This is a genomic window from Leifsonia sp. GW821-FHT13C05 (assembly GCF_058806515.1).
Window position 1 is genome coordinate 181,203 of record NZ_JBXAPT010000004.1, and the last position, 15,324, is coordinate 196,526.

16 protein-coding genes are annotated in these 15,324 nt (G+C 70.1%); 9 read left to right on the forward strand and 7 right to left on the reverse strand.

Annotated features, from left to right (window positions below; all coding sequences use genetic code 11):
• Positions 1-161: 161 nt before the first annotated feature.
• Positions 162-1,667, forward strand: coding sequence for a 2-isopropylmalate synthase (locus AC1ROC_RS13130; RefSeq protein WP_493000660.1), 1,506 nt, complete (start codon positions 162-164; stop codon positions 1,665-1,667).
• Positions 1,668-1,724: 57 nt separating this feature from the next.
• Positions 1,725-2,369: a DnaJ family domain-containing protein gene (locus AC1ROC_RS13135; protein ID WP_434949140.1), complete on the forward strand. Its 645-nt coding sequence runs from the start codon at positions 1,725-1,727 to the stop codon at positions 2,367-2,369.
• An 87-nt stretch (positions 2,370-2,456) separates the two neighbouring features.
• Here the strand turns inward: AC1ROC_RS13135 and AC1ROC_RS13140 are convergent, their stop codons facing one another.
• The 3 genes from AC1ROC_RS13140 to AC1ROC_RS13150 are packed head-to-tail and all read right to left on the reverse strand — an operon-like array spanning position 2,457 to position 4,320.
• On the reverse strand, positions 2,457-3,152 hold the full coding sequence (locus tag AC1ROC_RS13140) for a hypothetical protein (protein WP_493000662.1): 696 nt from the start codon (positions 3,150-3,152) through the stop codon (positions 2,457-2,459).
• A 47-nt stretch (positions 3,153-3,199) separates the two neighbouring features.
• Positions 3,200-3,733 carry a DUF6114 domain-containing protein gene (locus AC1ROC_RS13145; RefSeq protein WP_493000664.1) on the reverse strand — a complete coding sequence of 178 codons (534 nt, stop codon included), beginning with the start codon at positions 3,731-3,733 and terminating at the stop codon, positions 3,200-3,202.
• On the reverse strand, positions 3,724-4,320 hold the full coding sequence (locus AC1ROC_RS13150) for a DUF6230 family protein (RefSeq protein WP_493000666.1): 597 nt from the start codon (positions 4,318-4,320) through the stop codon (positions 3,724-3,726). The genes AC1ROC_RS13145 and AC1ROC_RS13150 overlap by 10 nt, the downstream gene beginning before the upstream one ends.
• Before the next feature lie 125 nt (positions 4,321-4,445).
• Between AC1ROC_RS13150 and AC1ROC_RS13155 the strand changes: the two genes are divergently transcribed.
• Positions 4,446-5,030, forward strand: a complete 585-nt coding sequence (locus tag AC1ROC_RS13155) for a TetR/AcrR family transcriptional regulator (protein WP_493000668.1) — start codon at positions 4,446-4,448, stop codon at positions 5,028-5,030.
• 121 nt (positions 5,031-5,151) lie between these two features.
• Here the strand turns inward: AC1ROC_RS13155 and AC1ROC_RS13160 are convergent, their stop codons facing one another.
• Positions 5,152-6,243, reverse strand: coding sequence for a LacI family DNA-binding transcriptional regulator (locus AC1ROC_RS13160; protein WP_493000670.1), 1,092 nt, complete (start codon positions 6,241-6,243; stop codon positions 5,152-5,154).
• Between the two features lie 92 nt (positions 6,244-6,335).
• On the opposite strand from AC1ROC_RS13160, the gene uriH reads away from it, so the two are divergent.
• Genes uriH through AC1ROC_RS13175 form a run of 3 tightly spaced genes read left to right on the forward strand, consistent with a single transcriptional unit; the run spans position 6,336 to position 9,657 of the window.
• On the forward strand, positions 6,336-7,292 hold the full coding sequence (uriH, locus tag AC1ROC_RS13165) for a uridine-preferring nucleoside hydrolase UriH (protein ID WP_493000672.1): 957 nt from the start codon (positions 6,336-6,338) through the stop codon (positions 7,290-7,292).
• A 5-nt stretch (positions 7,293-7,297) separates the two neighbouring features.
• A complete protein-coding gene (gene uriT, locus AC1ROC_RS13170) occupies positions 7,298-8,728 on the forward strand; it encodes a uridine transporter UriT (RefSeq protein WP_493000844.1) in 1,431 nt (476 codons plus the stop codon).
• A complete protein-coding gene (locus AC1ROC_RS13175; RefSeq protein WP_493000674.1) occupies positions 8,725-9,657 on the forward strand; it encodes a ribokinase in 933 nt (310 codons plus the stop codon). Before uriT ends, AC1ROC_RS13175 begins: the two co-directional genes overlap by 4 nt.
• Positions 9,658-9,741: 84 nt before the next feature.
• On the opposite strand, the gene AC1ROC_RS13180 is transcribed toward AC1ROC_RS13175, so the two are convergent.
• Both AC1ROC_RS13180 and AC1ROC_RS13185 read right to left on the reverse strand, forming a co-directional pair.
• The gene (locus AC1ROC_RS13180) at positions 9,742-10,080 is read right to left on the reverse strand and encodes a hypothetical protein (protein ID WP_493000676.1); all 339 of its coding nucleotides are present in this window, start codon (positions 10,078-10,080) and stop codon (positions 9,742-9,744) included.
• A gap of 137 nt (positions 10,081-10,217) precedes the next feature.
• Positions 10,218-11,051, reverse strand: coding sequence for a DsbA family protein (locus AC1ROC_RS13185; RefSeq protein ID WP_434949126.1), 834 nt, complete (start codon positions 11,049-11,051; stop codon positions 10,218-10,220).
• 191 nt (positions 11,052-11,242) lie between these two features.
• Between AC1ROC_RS13185 and AC1ROC_RS13190 the strand changes: the two genes are divergently transcribed.
• Complete coding sequence (locus tag AC1ROC_RS13190) at positions 11,243-11,869, forward strand: class I SAM-dependent methyltransferase (protein ID WP_085369817.1); 627 nt, start codon at positions 11,243-11,245, stop codon at positions 11,867-11,869.
• A gap of 16 nt (positions 11,870-11,885) precedes the next feature.
• Here the strand turns inward: AC1ROC_RS13190 and AC1ROC_RS13195 are convergent, their stop codons facing one another.
• Positions 11,886-13,319: an MDR family MFS transporter gene (locus tag AC1ROC_RS13195; RefSeq protein ID WP_493000679.1), complete on the reverse strand. Its 1,434-nt coding sequence runs from the start codon at positions 13,317-13,319 to the stop codon at positions 11,886-11,888.
• Between the two features lie 104 nt (positions 13,320-13,423).
• Here AC1ROC_RS13195 and AC1ROC_RS13200 point away from each other — a divergent pair, with 104 nt between their 5' ends.
• Both AC1ROC_RS13200 and AC1ROC_RS13205 read left to right on the forward strand, forming a co-directional pair.
• Entirely contained in the window at positions 13,424-14,023 is a 600-nt protein-coding gene (locus tag AC1ROC_RS13200; RefSeq protein WP_085369815.1) for an ArsR/SmtB family transcription factor, read from the forward strand.
• Complete coding sequence (locus tag AC1ROC_RS13205; RefSeq protein WP_493000681.1) at positions 14,020-15,282, forward strand: MFS transporter; 1,263 nt, start codon at positions 14,020-14,022, stop codon at positions 15,280-15,282. The genes AC1ROC_RS13200 and AC1ROC_RS13205 overlap by 4 nt, the downstream gene beginning before the upstream one ends.
• Positions 15,283-15,324: the final 42 nt, after the last annotated feature.

Here is a 15,324-nt window from a genome sequence, read left to right on the forward strand (position 1 = left end):
TCCACTTGTCTGATGACCTGATTAATTCTATGCTGGCCAGATCATGTTCCGTCTCACGCTCCTCCTCCTCCTTCGTCGCCACGACGCGCGTTAGCCGAGACCGAGCGCCGTCGTGGGGGTATCGCGACGGTCGCAGGACACTTCTCGAAGGACAGCAGAACATGAGCGCCAGAATCACCAGCACGATCAATCCGACCTGGAACCCGCAGACCCCCAGCGGGATGCCGTACCGCAAATACCGTTCGCCGCACGACCGCGTGGCGTTGCCGGAACTCGCCGACCGCCGTTGGCCGGAGGCGCGGCTCACCGAGGCGCCGCTCTGGGTGCCGGTCGACCTGCGCGACGGCAACCAAGCGCTCGCCGACCCGATGGATGCGGCACGGAAGCGCCGCATGTTCGACCTGTACGTGCGCATGGGCTACAAGGAGATCGAGGTGGGCTATCCGTCGGCCAGCGCCACCGACTACGGTTTCGTCCGCGAACTCGCCACCGGTGACGCCGTGCCGGACGACGTCACCGTGGTGGTGTTCACCGCGGCACGGAGCGACCTCATCCGGCGCACCATCGAGTCGGTGCGCGGACTGCGGAAGGTCGTCGTGCACGTGTACATCGCGACGGCGCCGCTCTGGCGGGAGGTCGTGATCGGCCGCGGGAGACAGGAGCTCACCCGGACCGTGCTGGCCGCGGCGGAGGAGATGCAGCGCGGTGCAGACACCCTGCGCGGAACGTCCACCCGGTTCCAGTTCTCGCCGGAGGTCTTCAACCTCACCGAGTCCGACTTCGTCCTCGACCTGTGCAACAGTCTCACCGCGTTCTGGGACGCATCGCCGGAACGTCCCGTCACGCTCAACCTGCCGGCCACGATGGAGATCGGGACGCCCAACCTCTACGCCGACCAGATCGAGTACGCCGACCGCAACCTGGAGCGGCGCTCGGGCGTCATCCTGTCCATTCACCCGCACAACGACAGGGGAACGGGCGTGGCGGCCGCCGAACTGGCCATGCTCGCCGGGGCGCAACGCGTCGAAGGGTGCGTGTTCGGCAACGGCGAGCGAACCGGCAACGTGGACATCGCGACGCTGGCGCTCAACCTGTACTCGCAGGGGGTCGACCCGGGCATCGACTTCTCGGACATCGATGCGGTGAAGGCCGTGGTCGAGGAGTGCACGCGCATCCCGGTGCATCCCCGTCATCCGTACGTCGGCGAGTACGCGTACACGGCGTTCTCCGGCACCCACCAGGATGCGATCAAAAAGGGCTTCGCGGCCCGCGCGGTGGAGCTGGAGGCGGTGCAGGATGCGTCCGAGCACCGGTGGAACGTGCCATACCTGCACATCGACCCGGTGGATGTCGGCCGCGACTACGAAGCGGTGGTGCGGGTGAACTCGCAGTCGGGCAAGGGCGGGATCGCGTATGTGCTGAGCGCCGACCACGGGATCGAGCTGCCGCGTGCTGTGCAGGTGGAGTTCGCGGGCGTGGTGCAGCGGCGGGTGGACGCCAGCGGGGTGGAGATCACGAGCGCGGAGATCGTGCGGTTGTTCGAGGAGATGTATGTGGGGGAGATGGGTGGCGCGGTGGCCGAGCGGGTGGACGGCGGGCGCTACACGTTCGTTCGCGTGGTGACGGGGGAAGCGGAGCGCTGGGTGGCGGTGCCGAGGGCGGACTGACGGGCCCGGCCCCGCGCATCCATCGCCCGGGTGCGCGCGCCGTCGTACGCTGGAAGCATGGCGAAAGGTCAGGAGCACGGGGACTCCCGGGTCGAGGCCGCACGCTACCTGGTCGACCGTCTGGTCGACGAGGAGCGGCGGCAGGCGGGGGAGGAGCCGCGGGAGGAGAAGGAGCCGAGCAACACCGGGGCGCCGACGATGGATCAGCGTGCGCACGTCGTGGAGAACGCCATCCAGCAGGCCATCCGGCGCGGCGAGTTCGACAACCTCCCCGGCGCCGGCAAGCCGCTCGAGAACCTCACCGGCACGCACGATCCCGACTGGTGGATCCGGCGCAAGATCGAACGCGAACGCCTCACCGGCCTCGGCCCGCCAGCACTCACCCTGCGCACCGAGAACGAGCAGCTGGACGCGAAACTGGATGCGACGGGGTCGGAGGCGCGCGTGCGCGAGATCCTCGGCGACTTCAACAAGCGCGTCGTCGAGGCGCGGAGGCAACTGCAGGGCGGCCCACCGGTCGTCACGCCGACCAGGGACGTGGATGCGGAGGTCGCGCGCTGGCGGGACCGACGCGCCGCGCGCCTCCGGGCCGCGCAGCAGGAGCGGGAGCGGCAGGAGGCGGAGACCGAGGCGCTGACCTGGCGCGAGCGCCGGGCACGGCGGCTCGCGGAGCGGCGGCGGGCGGGACGCGACGGAGAGTAGGGCGTCTCGGACACCATGCGTCTCGGGCACCACGCGTCTCGGACACTCCGCGTCTCGGAAACCGGCGCCTGCAACCGGGCGCCCGCCCTACTCGGTCAGGTGCTGGTGCGGGTTGGTGAACGTGATCTGGTCGGCGGTGACGCCGACGAGTCCGAGGGTCACCTTCAGGAGTTGCGGGGGGAGGCCGTCGGCCGGGGGAGGCGTGCTGGCGCCGAGGGTGAGCGAATTTCCGTCTTTCCCGGTCGCGGTGACGGAGTCGAGGTAGACCTGCACGTTTCCGCGGAGGCGCATCCGGTCGGCGGTGGTCGCCAGGATCGGTCCTGTCGCCTTGCGGACGGTGAGGCTGAAGCCGTCGATGGTGATCTCGTCGGCGGCGAGCTTCAAAACGGGGATGCGGGTGCCGTCGGCGAGCGGGACGGTCACGACGCTGAGCGAGCGCAGACCGGAGAAGGAGAGGGAGGAGCTGCCGAGCTGCGCGGGCGGCTGGGTGAAGACCGGGGCGGCGGTGTCCGGGCCGGCGGGCGGCGCGGGGGTCGCGGGGGCCGCTGGGGCGCCCGGGGTCGGCTTCGGGGTCGGTGTCGGAGTGGTGCCGGGGATGGCCGGGGCCCCAGGGATTCCTGGAACGCCGGGCACGCCCGAGCCGCCCGTCGGCGTCGGCGTGGGGGTCGGGGTGGGTGTGGGTGAGCTGCAGTCCATCAGCAACGGGATGCACCACGAGCCCTCCGGCACGATCATCGGCGCGCGGGCGAACCCGAACCCGACGACCGCGACGGCGAGGAACACGGCGAGCGTTCCTCGCATCCGGTCGCGGCTGGGGTGATCGCGGCGGCTCAGGATGCTGCCCCTTCGTCGGCCCCTTCGTCGGCGCGGCGGAGTGCGGGGTCGCCCGCGGGGACGCCACCTGCCTCGTCGTTCGTGCGAGGCATCCACGCGACCGCGAGCACACCGCCGACGGTGCTCAGCAGCATCCCGATGAAGAAGCCGCCGAGGTTCACCCCGACCAGCGAATACACCGCGACCACCAGTGCGATCACGCCGTAGAAGATGCGGTGGGCTGGCATCGTGACGATGAGCACGCCGAGGAGCACCAGCACGATCGGGATGATCGTCGCCTGCAGCCCCTCGATGCCGAGCTGCACGTGGATCTTGCCGATGTCCAGCTGGCCGGAGAAGAACAGCTCGACGCCGCCGAGCGCGATCAGCAGGCCGCCGAGGAACGGACGCTGCCTGCGCCAGTGGGAGAAGCGGGACCAGGCGGTGGGGGTGGTGGAGTCGCTGTCGGAGGTGGAGGCGTGCTCGGCGCGCCCGGCCCGCGCCCGGCGCCTACCACCCACTCCCGCATCCCCGGTCGCGTTCAGAAGCATCCTTTGGATCCGTCCGTCAGCTGCACGTGCATCCCGGTCAGCGTGAACACCGACGCCTGGGTGCTCCACGCGGTCTGCTGCAGGTTGGCGATCTTCACCGTGTCGGCATCCTGGGCGAAGTCGCCCACCCCGCCCTTCGCGGCCGTGTTGACCGTAGAGGCGTCGACGCCGATCCGGATGTTGCCGAAGGTCGAGTCGCCTTTGAGGTCTGTCATCCCGATCTGCAGGTCGGAGGCGCTGGCCGGGGATCCGCCGCCGCCCGCCGTGATGAGGAGGCCGACCTTGCCCATCGGCGTGTCCGTGACGACCGACTGGCAGAGGTCGGCGAGTGTCGCCGATTTGATGTTGGCGATGGCGACCTGGTGGTCTGTGCCCGCCGTGTCGGGGGCGACGCCCGCGTACTGGCTGAAACCGGTCCCGTCGAGCTGCGATGCGCTGATCTGGAACTGGCTGCCGGACACCGCGAACGACACGGGGACGGCGCCGTTGGCGACACCCGCCATCAGCAGCGACGACACCACGGCCACGGGGGCGGCAGCGAGCACGACACGTCCGGTGTGGGAGCGGGTGAGTGAGCGGAACTTCATCGATCCTCCTCGTTTTGGGGTATTGACAGCGGCGGTGCTGGTCAGGTCGGAACCCCACGAGCGAGCATATTCACTATTGACGACTTGTCAATAGAGCGCGGGATGCGGGTGGCTAGGCTCGTCGCATGGAGATCGACCGGCGCACCCGCCTGACCCCGGATGAACGCCGGGCCCAGCTGGTCGCGCTCGGCGTCGCGTTCCTGGTCGACAACCCGCTGGATGCGCTCACCATCGAAGGCCTGTCCGCCCAGGCCGGCGTGTCGCGGGCGCTGCTGTTCCACTATTTCGGAACGAAGCAGGGGCTGCACCGCGAGGTGGTGCGCACGGCACGCGACAGCATGCTGCGCGCGACGCAGCCGCAGGAGGACCTGCCGCCGCTCGACCGGCTGCACGACACCCTCAGCAGGATCGTCCAGTTCGTGCGCGACCACCGCGGCACCTTCTACTCGCTGGTGCGCGGCGTGGCCAGCGGGGACACCGAGGTGCGCGAGGTGGTCGAGGAGGCGCGCACGGAGCAGGCGGAGCGGGTGATCGCGGTGTTCGTCGAGCTCGGCGTCCCCGACACCGAGCTGCTGCGCATCGCGCTGCGGTCGTGGGTCGCATTCGCGGAGGAGGCGCTGGTGCGCAGCGCCCTCGGCACCGACCTGGCCTCGGACGAGGTGGTCGCGTTCCTCGAGCGCAGCGCGCGCGCCGTCGTCGCCGCCCTCTGAAGCGCCCGCTGGCATCGCGCGCGCGCCTCCTGCGCCGAGATGCCAGTAACTGTCGCGCATCCCGGGCGTTTCGCGACAGTTACTGGCATCTCGCGGGATGGGGCGGGCGGCCGGGGCCGGGTCAGGCGGTGGAGCCGCGGGCGATGAGGGTCGCGATGAGGTCGGGTGGCGGGCCGGCGGCCGGGCCGGCGGCCGGGCCGCCGGCGGCGTCGGCGCCGTCGATCTGCGCGACCAGGCGGCGCGCCGCGGCGCGGCCGAGCGGCTCGCCGGGGAGCCGCACCGTCGTCAGCGGCGGCGCCGTCACGCGCGAGTATGGGAGGTCGTCGAAGCCCGTCACCGCCACGTCGTCCGGCACCGACAGTCCGGATGCGCGCGCCGCTTCGAGCACGCCGTACGCGTGCGTGTCCGTCGCACACACCACCGCCGTCACCCCGTCGGCCCGCCACTCCGGCCACGCCGCACCGAAGGCCGCCGCCGCCGCGCCGAGCTCGATGATGCTGCGGGCCGCATCCGGGGCGCTCACGGTCATCCCGTTGCGTTCGGCCGCGGCGGTGAGCTGCTCGCGGCGCAACTGGAAGGTGCGGGTGTCCGTGATGCTGTCGAGGTAGCCGAGTGTGCAGTGGCCGCGGGAGGCGAGGTGCGCGGCGAGCGCGTCGATCGCGTCGCGCATGTCGTAGTTGACGGCGGCGACGTCGGTGCGCAGCTCCGGCGCATCCAGGACCACCAGCGGCGCGTCGTCCCCGAGCTCGTCGAGGAACGCGTCGGAGGGCGCATCCACCAGGTAGCCGGCCGGCCGCAGCCCGGCGAACCTGCGCACGTCGGAGGCGGACGGCTGCACCCCGCTCTCCGTCACGGACAGCACGAGCTGGAAGCGTGGGCCGAGTTCCTGCTCGATGCCCTGGATCACCGAGCCGAAGAAGGGGTTCGACAGGTCGGGGGCGACCAGCACGACGAGGTCGGAGCGTCCGCGGGCGAGCGCGCTCGCCCCCTGGTCGACCACGTAGCCGAGCTCCGCGACCGAGGCGCGCACCCGCTCGATGTTGGCGAGGGAGACCCGCCCGTCCGTCTTGCCGTTGAGCACGAGCGACACCGTCGCCACCGAGAGCCCGGCGTGCGCGGCCACCTGCGCGGCCGTCACCCTGGTCGTCGCCCGGGATGCGCGGGGTGCGCTGGATGCGCCTGATGCGCGGGACGCTCGGGATGGGCGGGGCATACGTCGATGCTATCGGCGGGCGATTTCACGTCAAGCGCTTAACGTGATAAGCATTAAGCGCTTAACTCATCCCCCGACGAAGTGGAGCCCCCGTGGCCAATCCGGGCAAGAAAATCATCCTCGACTGCGACCCAGGGCACGACGACGCCATCGCGATGCTGCTGGCGCACGGCAACCCAGACATCGAGCTGCTCGCCGTCACCACCGTGGTCGGCAACCAGACGCTGCCGAAGGTCACGCGCAACGCGCTCGCGGTCGCCGAGATCGCCGGAATGATCGGCGTCCCGATCGCCGCCGGAGCGACCCGCCCGCTCGTGCGCACCATCGAGAACGCTCCGGACATCCACGGAGACTCCGGCATGGACGGCCCCGTCCTCCCCGAGCCGACCACCCAGGTGGATGCGCGTCACGCGGTCGACCTGATCATCGACACGGTCATGGCCAACGAGCCGGGCACCGTCACCCTCGTGCCGACCGGCGGCCTCACCAACATCGCGCTGGCCGTGCGCAAGGAGCCGCGCATCGCCGAGCGCGTGAAGGAGGTCGTGCTCATGGGCGGCGGCTACCACGTCGGCAACTGGAGCGCGGTCGCGGAGTTCAACATCAAGATCGACCCGGAGGCGGCGCACATCGTCTTCAACGAGAGCTGGCCGGTGGTGATGGTCGGTCTCGACCTCACCCACCAGGCGCTCGCGACGCCCGACGTCGTCGCGGCGATCGGCGCGGTCGGCACGAAGCCGGCGCGGTTCGTCGTCGAGCTGCTCGAGTTCTTCGGCCAGACGTACAAGGAGGCGCAGGGCTTCGACGCCCCGCCCGTCCACGACCCGTGCGCCGTCGCGTACGTGATCGACCCGAGCATCGTCCGCACCGTCAAGGTGCCCATCGACATCGAGCTCACCGGCACGCTCACCCTTGGGATGACCGTGGCGGACTTCCGTGCGCCCGCACCGGACGACTGCACCACCTGGGCGGCGACCGACCTCGACCACGAGCGCTTCTGGGCGCTCGTCGTCGACGCACTCGAGCGCATCGGGGAGGTCGGCGCATGAGCGGCCTGACCGCATCCACCGGCGCCACCCGCACCGGCTCCGGCCTGACGAGCGGCGGCAAGAGCCTCGCCGCTCTCACCGCCGCGCTGCTCGCCGCCTGCGTCGCGTTCCAGCTGAACGCGAGCATGCTGAGCCCGGTGCTCGTCACCATCGCGCACGAGCTGAAGACCGACGACGCCTCCGTCGGGCTGTCGCAGACCATGTTCTTCACGCTCGCCGCCCTGTTCTCGTTGTTCCTCCCGCGGCTCAGCGACATCGTCGGACGCAAGCGCATCCTGATCGGGATGCTCGTGGTGATGATGCTCGGAAGCATCGTCGCCGCCCTGGCCGTCAACCTGCCGATGCTGTACGTCGGCCGCGCGATCCAGGGCGTCTCCGGGCCGGTCGTCCCCGTCTGCCTGCTGATGCTGCGCGCCGAGATCTCCGACCCGAAGAAGTACGGAGCGGCGATGGGCCTGCTCACCGCTGTCAATGGCGGCATCGCAGGCATCGACGCCATCGCGGGCGGCTGGCTCGCGACCACGCTCGGCTTCCGTTCCGTGTTCTGGGTCATCGCGGTGGTCTCGGTTATCGCCGTGGCGCTCGTCATGATCTGGGGCGTCGAGTCGAAGCCGTCCGCCGGAACCCGAATGGACTGGTGGGGCGTCATCCCGCTCGTCGTCTCCATCGGCGCACTGCTGATGGCGCTCAACGAGGCGGGCAAGCTCGCCGCGGCCAACTGGGCGCTCGTCATCGGCGGCATCGTGCTGTCGCTGGTCGCGTTCGTGGTGTTCTGGTTCGTGGAGAAGCGCATCCGGGAGCCGCTGGTGCCGCCGAAGTACCTGCGCCAGCGCAGCACCTGGGCACTGCTGGTCACCACGCTGCTGACCATGACCGGCGTGTTCGCCGTCGTCAACGGACTCGTGACCTCGATCGCCCAGAACGGCGACGCCGGGTTCGGGATGCAGGCCGACCTCGCGTCGCTCGCCTTCCTCACCCCGTATGCGATCGTCGGCTGGATCGTCGGCCCGTTCGCCGGACGCCTCGCGCCGACGCTCGGCTACCGCACCGTGCTGCGCGTCGGACTCGTCGGCAGCATCGTGGCGACCCTGATCATGGCGTTCGTCGGCGTGCACTCGATGCCGGTGCTGATCGTCGCGACCGTGCTGATCGGCATCTGCTACGCCGGCATCGCGAACATCATGCTCAACGGACTCGGGATCGTGCTTTCCCCGGCCGACAACCCCGGCTTCCTGCCCGGCCTCAACGCCGGAGCGTTCAACCTCGGCGCCGGCCTCAGCTTCGCGCTGCTTCCGGTGCTGCAGGTCGTCCTCAGCCCCGCCGGAAGCACCTCGACGGTCGGCTACAGCGCCGGGATGCTCGTGGGAGCGGCGATCACGGTCGTCGCCCTCGCGGTGTCGTTCCTCATCCCGAAGCCCGTGACGGCGGAGGCATGAGCGGCGGTGGCACGACCGGCTCCGGCATCCTGATCGTCGGGTCGCTGAACGCCGACCTGGTCGTGCGCGCCGAGCGCTTCCCCGGGCCGGGGGAGACCGTGCGCGGCTCCGAACTCGTCACGCTGCCGGGAGGCAAGGGCGCGAACCAGGCCGCGGCGGCCGCGCTGCTGGGCGGCGACGTCCGGATGCTCGGAGCCGTCGGCGCCGACGCCCACGGCGAGCTACTGACCGGCTCGCTGCGCCGCGCGGGGGCCGACGTGGACGGGGTGCGCAAGATCGACGGCACCGCGACCGGCACGGCGATGATCACGGTGAACGCCGACGGCGAGAACACCATCGTGGTCAGCCCGGGCGCCAACGACCGCCTGACCGCCGAGGACGTGCGCGACAGCGACGCGTTCACGGGTCGCGGCGTGCTCGGGCTGTGCCTCGAGATCGACACGGCCGTCGTGGTCGCCGCCGCCCAGCGTGCGGCGGCCGACGGTGCGACCGTGCTGCTCAACCTCTCCCCGTACGCGGAGGTTCCGGACGCGCTGCTCGCGGCGACGGACGTGCTGCTCGTCAACGAGCACGAGGCATCGACGCTGCTCGGCGTCGACGTGGAATCCGTGGACGCGGCGGAGGTCGCATCCCGGCTCGCCGGTCAGGGCATCCGGCGCGCGGTCATCACCCGCGGGTCGGAGGGCGCGTTCGTGTTCGACGACGGCGACCACACCACGGTGCCGGCGGTGCCGGTCTCCGCGGTCGACACCACGGGATGCGGCGACGCGTTCATGGGAGCGCTCGCGCTGCGCCTCGCCGCCGGGGAGACGCTCGCGGCCTCCGCGGCGTTCGCAGCCGTCGTCGGCGCGTACGCGGCCACCGGCCCCGGCGCCCAGTCGTCGTACCCCACCATCGCCCAGCTGGAGGCCTTCCGCGCCTCCCGCTGACCCAAAAAATCGAGCCGGGAGTTATGTACGCGCCGCTCGGCGTGTCGCGTACATAACTCCCGGCTCGATGGCTTGGGGGTGGGGTCAGGCGTCGGGGTCGCGGGCGGCGTCGATGGCCGTGTCCGGGTCGGCGTCGATGTCGGCGGGGTCCGCGTGCTCGTCGTAGAGCGGGGAGGCCTCGCCCGGGGAGCCGCCCGTCGGGCCGTCGTTGCCGTCTCCGGCACCGGGCCAGACCGTCTCTCCGGCGACCGCGTCCGTGGTGACCAGGTCGTCCGCGAAGTCGGCGGCGGCGATCGGGTCGTCCGCCGCGTAGTCGACGTCGCCGTCGGCCGGGTCCACCCAGCCTGCCGTGTCTCCGGCGTCCGCGTCGCCGAGCAGGTCGTCGTCGAGGCCGTCGATGCCGTCGTCCGGGATGCGGTCCATGGTGTTTCCCTTCGCCGTCCGTGCTGAGTGTCCGTGCTGGTGTCCGTGCTGGTGCAGCGAACGCTACACCGCGCCGGCGAACGACAGAAGCGCCCGGTCAGAAGACCGGGCGCTCCCGTGCTGCGCTGCTGCGCGTGCTACTTCTTCGGCGTCGGGGTGGGGAAGGTCACGCTTCCGCTGGCACCGGCGTCCTTGACGGCCGTTCCGACGAACGACGCGAACGTGGTGGCGTCGGTGAAGCCGCCCGAGTAGCGCTGGCCGTTCACGAACACGGTCGGCGTTCCGAACCCGTTCGCTCCCCGCAGCTGCGGGTCGCTCACCGCGGAGGCGGTCCGGTTCGTGACGAACTTGGCGAACCGCTGGTCGTTGACGCAGTCGGTGACCTTCTGCGACGAGACCCCCTTGTCCTTGAACAGCTTCAGCATCTCCGCGTTGGTCAAGCCGGAGCCTGTCTGCTCATCCGGCTGGTTGGCGAACAGGGCGCTGTTGATGTCGAAGAACTTGTCCGGCTGGTAGTTGGCGACACAGGATGCGGCTGCCGCAGCCCTGGTCGAGTACTTCTTGTTCGTGGACGAGTCGAGGATCGCGACAGGGTGGATCTCCAGGGTCGCCTGGCCGTCCGCCATCCACTGCTTCATCTGGTCGGAGTTCGTGGTCTCGAACTGGTTGCAGTAAGGGCACTGGTAGTCGAGCCAGATCTGGATGTGCGCCGTCTTGCCGTCGAGTGTCTGCTTGGTCGGCGTCGGCTCGGCGCCCTTCGCGATGGCGGGCGTGGTCACCGCCTTGTCCGACGCGGTGAGCAGGATGCCGCCGCTCTGCATGTTCTTCGGGTTGGCGACGTTGTTGGCCGCGTTGACCCCGGCGAAGATGAACCCGCCGACGATCGCGAGCACGGCGACGATCCCGACGATCACCGAACCCTGCACGATGATCTTGCGGCGCTTGGCCTTCTTGGCGGCTTCCTCGCGCATGAGGCGGGCGTGCTCCCTCGCCTCTTCCCGGCGGTCGCGTTTATTCGGCCCCGAAGCGCCCCTGCCTGTTGCCATTCGGCTCAATCCCATCAACGGTGAACAGTTCCGTGACGATGTTATTGGCTGAATGCTTTGAAGGGGCTGTGCCGGTGCCGTAGCGTTGCAGAGATGCGAGACGAAGGTGAGCGACTGTGACGGCAGCGAAAGCTGAAGAGCCGGGAGGCTCCGGCAGCGGAACGGCCGGCCTCGATTACGCCGAGCGACTCCGCAGGCTCGACAACTCCTGGTGGAGGAGGACGCTCAACGTCCAGGCGCCGTACCGGTACAACATCCGGCACATGCACCTCGGCAGGGTCCTCGACATCGGCTGCGGTCTCGGCCGCAACCTCGCCCACCTCGGCAACAACGGCGTCGGCGTCGACCACAACCCCGAGTCGATCGCGACCGCACGCGCCCGCGGCCTCACTGCGTTCACGAGCGACGAGTTCCCGTCCTCTCCGTATGCGGTGCCCGGCAGCTTCGACGCCGCCCTCGTCGCGCACGTGGTCGAGCACCTGGATCCCGACTTCGCCGTGGAGCTCATCCAGAGCTACCTGCCGTACGTGCGTTCGGGCGGGCAGGTGGCGTTCATCACGCCGCAGGAGCGCGGATATCGCAGCGACGCGACGCACGTGACGTTCGTCGACTTCGATGGCCTGCGCGAACTGAGTGTGAAGCTCGGGCTGACGCCGATCCGGCAGTACTCGTTCCCGTTCCCTCGGGCCGCGGGCAAGGCGTTCCCGTACAACGAGTTCGTGATGCTGGCGCGCAAGCCGTAGCGAGACGAAGCGGTCCTCAGCTCGCCGGCGTGAACGCCACGTCTTCCACCCGCGAGCGCGGCATCGACGCCCCGGCGGCGATGGTCAGCGCCGAGACCACCGCGACCGACACGAACACCGCGGTCGCCGCGGCCTGAACCGTCGCGGGGTCGTGCTCGCCTCCGGCCGAGCCGGCGATGATCGAGTTGGCGATCGCGCCGAAGACCGCGACGCCGACCGCGCTGCCGATTGAGCGGGCGAACATGTTGGTGCCCGTCACGACGCCTCGTTCGTTCCAGTCGACGCTCGACTGGGCGGCGATCAGGGTCGGGGTGGCGATCAGGCCCATCCCGAGGCCGACGATGAAGCAGCTGATCGCGACGAATGCGACGCTCGGGTGCACGCTGGTCGCCGCGAGCGTGATCGCCCCGACGAGCGCGATGGCCGAGCCGAGCAGTGCGGTGTTGCGGAAGCCGATGCGCAGGTAGAAGCGTCCGGACTGGGAGGCGGCGATCGGCCAGCCGATGGTGAGCGCCGCGACCGCCAGGCCGGAGATCAGCGGCGTGACGTGCACCGTCCCCTCGAGGTAGGTGGGCACGTAGGAGGTCAGCCCGATCAGGATCGCGCCGACGCCGAGCGATACCAGCGTGGTCGTCACCAGCAGCCGCCGGGAGAACACCCAGAGCGGGAGCACGGGTTCCGCCGCGCGCCGCTCGACCAGCACGAACACCACCAGGATGAGGCCGCCCAGCACGAACGAGCCGATGCTCCACACCGAGTTCCAGGCCCAGCCGGTCCCGCCTTCGAGCACCGCCAGGATGAGCAGCGTCATGCCGGAGGTGAGCAGGATCGAGCCCGCGTAGTCGATCCGGTGCTTGCGGCGTTCGATCTTCTCGTGGAAGGTGCGCATCAGCATCCACCCGGCCAGGATGCACAGGGGCACGTTGACGAAGAAGATCCACCTCCACGAGGTGAACTCGGAGAACAGGCCGCCGAGCGTCGGCCCGACCACCGAGGAGATCGCCCAGACGCTCGCCAGGTAGCCCTGCGCCTTCGCGCGTTCTGCGACGGTGTAGATGTCTCCGGCGATGGTGACGGCCATCGGCTGGATGGCTCCGGCGCCGAGGCCCTGCACGGCGCGGAACGCGATGAGGGCCGGCATGCTCCAGGCGAACCCGCACAGCACGGAGCCGACGAGGAACAGTCCGATGCCGATGAGGACGATCGGCTTGCGCCCGATGGTGTCGGACAGCTTGGCGTAGAGGGGGACGGAGACGGCCTGCGCGAGCAGGTACACCGAGAACAGCCAGGGGAACTGCGAGAACCCGCCGAGGTCGGCGACGATCGACGGGACGGCCGTGGCCAGGATGGTCGAGTCGATGGCGACCAGTCCGGTGGTCAGCATCAGCGCGATCAGGATGGGCCCTCGCTCGGACCGGAATCCGATATTGGCCGTGGTGGTGCTCGACATCGCTCTCCCGCTCTGTTGCGTTCGTTAACGTTCTACAACAACGCGTTGCCCGGTCAACCATTCCCCGCTTGACGTGAAAGAACGGACAGCCGACAATGTGAAACATGTCTTTCACATCGAGCAGGCCCGAGGACCGGCGGCAGGTCACCGACGCCCGCGCGCTCCGTGCCCTCGCGCATCCACTGCGGCTCGCCCTGCTCAATCACCTGATGGCGTTCGGCACCCAGACGGCCAGCCAGTGCGCGGAGGTCGTCGGCTCCACCGCCTCCAACTGCAGCTACCACCTGCGCTCGCTCGCGCGCTACGGCCTGGTCGAGTCCGTCGACCCGGTGGATGGACGTGAGCGGCCCTGGCGCTCCACCGCCACGGGGCTGCAGTTCGGCAGCAGCGATGACCCGGCCACCGCCCTCGGCTCCGACACCGTCGAACGCGCCCTGGTCGAGAAGCAGATCGACGACGAGGCGGCGCTCACCCGCCGCGCCGTCGCCGGCCGCGACGCGCAGCCGGAGGAGTGGAAGGACGCGATGACGCTCTCCGGCTACGCCCTGCGCATGACGCCGCAGGAGCTCCGCGATCTCGGCGAACGACTGGATGCGCTCATCCGCCCGTACATCGGCCTCACCCGCGACGACGCCCCGGAGGGCAGCGACGTCGTCGCCCTCCACCTCAACGCGTACCGCCACCCGGATGCGAGGACATCGTGACGGAGACCCGGCCACCGCAGGCGGGGGAGCGGAAGCGCTCGCCGCTGTTCCGGCGCGACTTCGCCCTGGTCTGGGCCAGCAGCTTCATCTCCGACACCGGCGACTGGCTGCTGATGATCGCGCTGCCGCTGTTCGCGTTCGCCGTCACGGGCAGCGCGCTCGGCGCATCCACCGTTTTCCTGGCCGAGCTCGTGCCGATGCTCGTGCTCGGCAGCTTCCTCGGCGTGCTCGTCGACCGCTGGGACCACCGCAGGACGATGATCGTCGCCAACCTGCTCCAGGGCGCTCTGCTGCTCCCGCTGCTGGCGGCGTCCGCCGACCGGATGTGGATCGTCTACGTCGTCGCAGCGCTCGAGGCGTGCCTCGGCGCGATCGTCAACCCGGCCAAGCAGGCACTGGTGCCGCGCCTCGTCGACGACAAGCAGCTCGGCCAGGGCAACGCGCTGATGGCGGTGAGCGACAACCTGGCCAGGCTGATCGGGTCCCCGCTCGGCGGCCTGGCGTTCGTGCTGGTCGGGCTGCCCGGCGTGGTGGTGGTGGATGCGGCGAGCTACTTGCTCAGCGCCGGACTGGTCGCGCTCAGCCGGCCCCGTGCATCCACTGCGCCGGACGCCGACCACCCGCCGCTGCCGCGCGTGCACTTCCTGCGGCAGTGGCTCGATGGCCTCTCCACCATCCGCAGGGTGCGTCCGCTCGGCGCTGTGACGGCGATCACCACGCTCGGCCAGTTCGCGCAGGGCATCTTCCTGGTCCTCTTCATCGTGTACGTCACCGACCGGCTCGGGGCGAACGGCACCGAGGTCGGTCTGCTGCGCGGCGTGCAGGCCATCGGCGGCGTGATCGGCGGGCTGCTCAGCGGGGTGCTGCTGCGCCGGTTCGCCCCGCGCATCCTGGTCGGCGCCGGCTACCTCGTCTTCGGGGCGATCTCGCTGCTCACCTGGAATCTGTATCCGGTGACCACTGCCGTCGGCGTGTACGTCGGCCTGTTCATCGCCGTCGGCATCCCGGCCGTCGCCACCACCACCGGCCTGATCACGATCGTGCAGCGCGTCACGCCGCCGGAGGCGCTCGGCCGCGTATTCGCGTCGGTCACCACCTTCGGCGGCGCCGCTCAGGGCGCCGGGCTGCTGGTGGCCGGTTTCCTCGCCGAGCATTTCGACGTCGTCGCCATCCTGAACGGCCAGGCGCTCGTGTACATCGCCTGCGGATTGCTCGGCCTCGCGCTGCTCGGGGAGAGGGTGCGTCGCAGCGAGCGGTAGCCTGGACAGTGCCCTTTAGCGCGAAACTCGCCCGGATTGCAA